The sequence below is a fragment of the Parapedobacter lycopersici genome, from assembly GCF_040395035.1.
In the GTDB taxonomy this organism is placed as follows: Bacteria; Bacteroidota; Bacteroidia; order Sphingobacteriales; family Sphingobacteriaceae; genus Parapedobacter; species Parapedobacter lycopersici_A.
In genome coordinates, this window is sequence record NZ_JBEBRB010000110.1 from 1 (window position 1) to 4,726 (window position 4,726).

At 55.2% G+C, this 4,726-nt stretch carries 6 protein-coding genes; all 6 read left to right on the forward strand.

All coding sequences use genetic code 11. The annotated features are described in order from the left end of the window. Positions 1–168: 168 nt before the first annotated feature. Positions 169–969 carry a CPBP family intramembrane glutamic endopeptidase gene (locus tag ABWO75_RS13240; RefSeq protein WP_353186292.1) on the forward strand — a complete coding sequence of 267 codons (801 nt, stop codon included), beginning with the start codon at positions 169–171 and terminating at the stop codon, positions 967–969. 2 nt (positions 970–971) lie between these two features. Further along, a complete protein-coding gene (locus tag ABWO75_RS13245; RefSeq protein ID WP_353186294.1) occupies positions 972–1,802 on the forward strand; it encodes a CPBP family intramembrane glutamic endopeptidase in 831 nt (276 codons plus the stop codon). Beyond that, positions 1,789–2,886 (forward strand): sensor histidine kinase, encoded by a 1,098-nt coding sequence (locus ABWO75_RS13250; RefSeq protein ID WP_353186296.1) that lies wholly within the window; start codon positions 1,789–1,791, stop codon positions 2,884–2,886. Before ABWO75_RS13245 ends, ABWO75_RS13250 begins: the two co-directional genes overlap by 14 nt. Next, positions 2,883–3,575: a LytR/AlgR family response regulator transcription factor gene (locus ABWO75_RS13255; protein WP_353186298.1), complete on the forward strand. Its 693-nt coding sequence runs from the start codon at positions 2,883–2,885 to the stop codon at positions 3,573–3,575. The genes ABWO75_RS13250 and ABWO75_RS13255 overlap by 4 nt, the downstream gene beginning before the upstream one ends. Before the next feature lie 140 nt (positions 3,576–3,715). Then, positions 3,716–4,519: a hypothetical protein gene (locus ABWO75_RS13260; RefSeq protein ID WP_353186300.1), complete on the forward strand. Its 804-nt coding sequence runs from the start codon at positions 3,716–3,718 to the stop codon at positions 4,517–4,519. Continuing rightward, a complete protein-coding gene (locus ABWO75_RS13265; protein ID WP_353186302.1) occupies positions 4,507–4,716 on the forward strand; it encodes a hypothetical protein in 210 nt (69 codons plus the stop codon). Before ABWO75_RS13260 ends, ABWO75_RS13265 begins: the two co-directional genes overlap by 13 nt. The last annotated feature ends 10 nt before the right edge of the window (positions 4,717–4,726 follow it).

Sequence of the window (4,726 nt, forward strand, 5' to 3'; positions counted from 1 at the left end):
AAGATTAGTATTTATCGCGCGCTCCTGCAAGGGAATGGGGTTAAATAACCGTTAACCCTGCGCTCACGCCGAAAGGCTTGCCGGCAATTTTCGGGGATTGGCAGCTGGTTGGGACACGTTCAACGAATTTATTTGGCAGTCAGCGGCTGATCCGGTCTATTTGCGTTGATGAAAGCAAAATGGAAAAACATGCCGGCCATGATTCGCGTGCTGGTGTATTTTATGCTGATGCAGCTGGCGACGGTCATCGCGGGTGCCGTTCCATCGGTAAACGAACTCTGGTTTTTCTTTGGGGTATCTTTTGCCCTGACCGCGCTGTTCCTGAAAGCGGAAGGGAGATCGCTCCGCTCCCTGGGGGCGTACCCGCTTAACGGCAAATACCTGCGGCAATTGGCTGCGGGTGCTGCGGCGGGCATGACGCTGCTGGTGGCAACGGCGATTATTACCATCAGGCTTACCGGGGCGCAATGGCAGGTCAATACCGGGACGTCCGTGATTTCCCTACTGCTGCCCCTGGTGGGGTGTTTGTGGTCGGCTTACGTTCAGGAATTCGTTTTTAGGGGATATCCATTTCAGTTGCTGCTCACACATTATCGACACTGGATTGCGCAGCTGGCAGTAGCGGTGCCCTTCGGGTTGATGCATGTAAACAGTGCTATGCCGCTTGATGTGGCGCTCCTGGTGATGCTCACCACCGGGGTGGGGTCCGTGTTGTTCGGACTGGCGTACCTGGCAACCGGTAACCTGATGCTGCCGGTGGGCCTTCATGTTGGATGGAACTACGCGCAGTGGCTACTGCCGCGGACACCCGGGGAAGGCGGAGGCATCATTGTGATTACCCATGCGCATATCACGGCATCTTTTTTTCAGATAATTGTGCCATATTTGGTGGTGTTGTTCTTCGCTATAGTATACCTGCATAGGCGGGTGGGACGACAGGCAGCCGGCCGCACCCATAAATTGGTTTAACGATGAATAGGAAAAATAACCTGCTGGCCGTTGGCAAGGTGCTGTTATTCTGGGCGCTGTGCATGCTGTTTTTGGTCGCGTCGTCGGCGCTGACCGCAGACACGGCAAAACCGGCCGGCGAAATCGCATCGGTCGGATTGGCGGCATTGGCCACGCTGGCGCTTACGCTGGTTTACGCCAGATGGGGCGGCTTAAGCCTGGCCGGAATGGGCGCAGTGCCGAGCGGGAAAACGCTCCGACGGTTGGGTTTTGGGCTGCTGGTGGGTTCCGTATTGGCCTCGCTGCAGCCGGCGCTGGTCATCGCCCTGGGGCCGGTAAGTTTTAGCGCAGCACCGACCGTGGGTTATTCTGCCGTGGTGCTTCACCTGGTATTGTACCTGCTGGTGGCCTGCCGGGAGGAGCTGGCTTTCCGGGGCTACCCGCTGCGGTATATGGATCGTAAATTCGGTCCGCTGATGGCGCAGCTGGTTATTGCGGTGGTTTTCATTGTGGAACACCGCATCGGCGGCATGTCCTGGCCGGCAGCCATCATGGGGTCGGGTACCGGCGCGGTGTTTTTCGGCATAGCCGCCTTGAAGACGCGTGGCCTGGCGCTGCCAATAGGCCTCCATGCTTCGTGGAATTTCGTGCAGTGGTGCTGGGGCTTCAAGCCGGAAGCTGGGATCGGCCGCATTGCCGTGGCGCCGGGGTTTGAAGCGCAGGCTGAATGGCTGGGCTGGGCAAGCTATCTTTTGGTGATGCTGACGGGCATTGGTTTCCTGGCCGTTGTTTACCGGGGAAGCGATCCGGGAAAAATGAAGACAAGTAAAGGTCAGGCGCATGCGGGTATTTGATCACTTGGTTAACCCTTCGCCGATAGGACGCGTGGCCCTGCACCTGGGCCTGTGGATCATCCTCTTCGGGATCCGGTTTTACTTCATCGCCATTTCATTCAATGTATATTCGGGGTTTCCCGTGCAGGCGATGCTCGGGCTCAGCCTGTACAGTACCGCAATGATTGCCGGCGCGTATTACGTGATCGTGGCGGTAATTGCCGGGCAATGGCGCAGGGCGAGGTACTTCCGTGCCGTGGGGACGCTCTTGCTGCTGCTTTTTGTGTATACGGTGGTGGACGCCGTGCTGGAAAAGGCACTGCTAATGGGCTGCAGTGCGTGTATGATTCGCCTGCACCGCGACCAGGGGGCCTATGAGGCACTGATTCGGTCGGACCTGCCCAATATTGTACTAAAGCGATTCCTGTCGTTTGGCACACCGGTGACGTTGCTGCTGAACCTGATGGTGCCGCTTTTTCTGAAGATGGCCGTCAACGCGTACCGGGCGACGCTGCTGAGCGCCCGCCTTGCCCGGGAGAACCTGCAGCTGGAGCTCCATTTTCTGAAAGCCCAGCTGAATCCGCATTTCCTGTTTAATTCAATGAACAACATTTACGGACTGGTGCTTTCGGGCGACCGCGAGCGGGCGGCAACGCTGGTGGCCGGGCTTTCGGACCTGCTCCGCTATGTATTGTATGAAACCGATGGGGACCGGCTGCCGCTGGACAAGGAAATGAAGCTGATTGCGGATTATGTGACGCTGGAGAGGGTGCGGCTCAACCACGTGCTGGTGGACGTGGTTCAATCGGCCGACACGCCGGACTACCGGGTGGCTCCGCTGCTACTGATGCCGCTTTTTGAAAATGCATTTAAATGTTGCACAGACCGCCCGGGGGCGTATATCCGGGGCTCCGTCTGCGCGGCCGCCGGGCAGTTGGAGCTTACGCTGGCCAATACGTACGAAGCGCTGGCCGCGCAGCCGGGGCGACAGGGGATCGGGCTGGAGAACCTGAAAAGGCGGCTGGAGCTGTATTACCCCGGAAGGTATAGCTACAGCGTTACGCAGGCGGACGTATACCGGGTAAACCTGAAGATTCAATTATGACGATCAATTGCCTGATTCTGGACGATGAACCCATTGCACGCGACGTGATCCGGACACACATGGCCCGGATTCCGGAACTGCGCCTGGTCCGCAGCTGCAGCAATGCCACGGAGGCATACGAAGCGCTGGCTGCGGAACCGGTGGACCTGCTGTTCCTGGATGTGCAGATGCCGGGGATTATGGGGACGGACTTTCTACGTACGCTGACGCAGCCACCCCTGGTTATTTTTACCACAGCTTACGCCATGTATGCGGTGGAAGGCTTTGCCCTCAATTCGGTTGATTACCTGCTGAAGCCGATCACCTTTGAACGGTTCTACGAGGCGTTTCAGCGGGTAAGGGAACGGATGCTGCTGCACCAGGACAGTCCCGCTTCATTGGATTACCTCTTTATCAAGCAGGATTACAAGCTGGTTCGGGTAAACTACGGGGATATGGCATACATCCAGGCGGAAGGCGATTTCTGTGCGGTGCATATCGGCGATAAGCGGCTGCTGGTGGGGCAGGCACTGAAGGCCTTTGAAAGCCAGCTGCCGCAGCGTCTGTTCATGCGGGTACATCGGTCGTATATCGTGAACCTCGCCCATATCCAGGCGATCAAGGGAAATGTGCTGGATATGGGACATGCGGCAATCCCCATCGGCCCGAATTACCGCGATGCATTGCTGAAAAAGCTGCGCGTGTTTTAGGGTTGTGCTACCCTGGTTGCGGATTACCGGTGCGGGATGCTTCTGTGATTCGGGGTATGCAAGTCAACGGAAACAGGATAGTAAGCCACTTTTAGCTAAAAAAATTAGTATATATCAGTTTGGTTTGGTATGTTTGCCTCATGCCTAACAAACCTAACCTGATCCGGAAGCCTCCCCGGAGGAAAAATGATGAATTGCTTAAAGGTGCTTTTGAGGAGCATTTTGTGGATTTTCTGCGTTTCCTGTACCACAATGCGGATGAGCTGTTTGATTTTGGCCGCGAGCTTGTGTTTATGGACAAGGAACTTCATGCCATCATCCCCAGTCGCGAGCGGTCCAGGGATAAACGGGTGGCGGACCTGCTGGTTAAAATTTACCTTAAGAACGGGGAGGAGAAATATATTTTACTCAATACCGAAATAGAAGCCGGAAGCAGGGAAACGTTTGCGCGGCGCATTTACCAGTATAACTACCGCATTTGGGACCGGTACGCCATTCCGGTGGCTACGATTGCGGTGTTCATCGGAAACCGGAGCCAGCGGCGGCCGGGGGAATACTGGAGCCAGGTGCTGGATACCGCGGTTAGTTTCCGTTACCGGACGTACCATATTTTTGATCACCCGGAGACGGAATTGCTGGCCATGGATAATCCGTTTGCGTTGGTGGTGCTGGCCTGCCAGAAGGCACTGCTGGAAGGGAAGGTTTCCGATGAGGTGCTTGGGCAGGAGCGGCTGATGATCGCAAAGGCGCTATTGGCCCACGACTATCACCACGACCGGATTTTGAGTTTTTTGGTGTTTTTAAAGAACTTTGTTTTTGTCGGCAGTGCTGAAATTAATCGTAATTTCATCGTTCACGCTGCTTTTAATAGGCCGATGAGAGATCGAAAAGCTTGCTTAGTCGGGCAAACTTTTCTAAGTTTGATCAACAAGTGGAAGAATTAACAGGAGGAACAATCAACATGGGAATTATCGAAACCGTAAAACGGCAGGAAAGGCGAGAAGGTAAGTTGGAGGGCAAGCTGGAAGGGAAACGAGAGGAAGCCATTGCAATCGCGCGTGAAATGAAGAAGGACGGGATTTCTATGGCACAGATTGTCAAGTTTACCAAGCTTTCTCTCAAGGAAATTGAAAAGCTCTGATCATCAGGTA

What these genes read in the sequence shown, in the direction of transcription:
- ABWO75_RS13260 (WP_353186300.1), top strand. Translation starts at nt 3,716, where the DNA reads ATGCCTAACAAACCTAACCTGATCCGGAAGCCTCCCCGGAGGAAAAAT.
- ABWO75_RS13245 (WP_353186294.1), top strand. Translation starts at nt 972, where the DNA reads ATGAATAGGAAAAATAACCTGCTGGCCGTTGGCAAGGTGCTGTTATTC.
- ABWO75_RS13250 (WP_353186296.1), top strand. Translation starts at nt 1,789, where the DNA reads ATGCGGGTATTTGATCACTTGGTTAACCCTTCGCCGATAGGACGCGTG.
- ABWO75_RS13255 (WP_353186298.1), top strand. Translation starts at nt 2,883, where the DNA reads ATGACGATCAATTGCCTGATTCTGGACGATGAACCCATTGCACGCGAC.
- ABWO75_RS13240 (WP_353186292.1), top strand. Translation starts at nt 169, where the DNA reads ATGAAAGCAAAATGGAAAAACATGCCGGCCATGATTCGCGTGCTGGTG.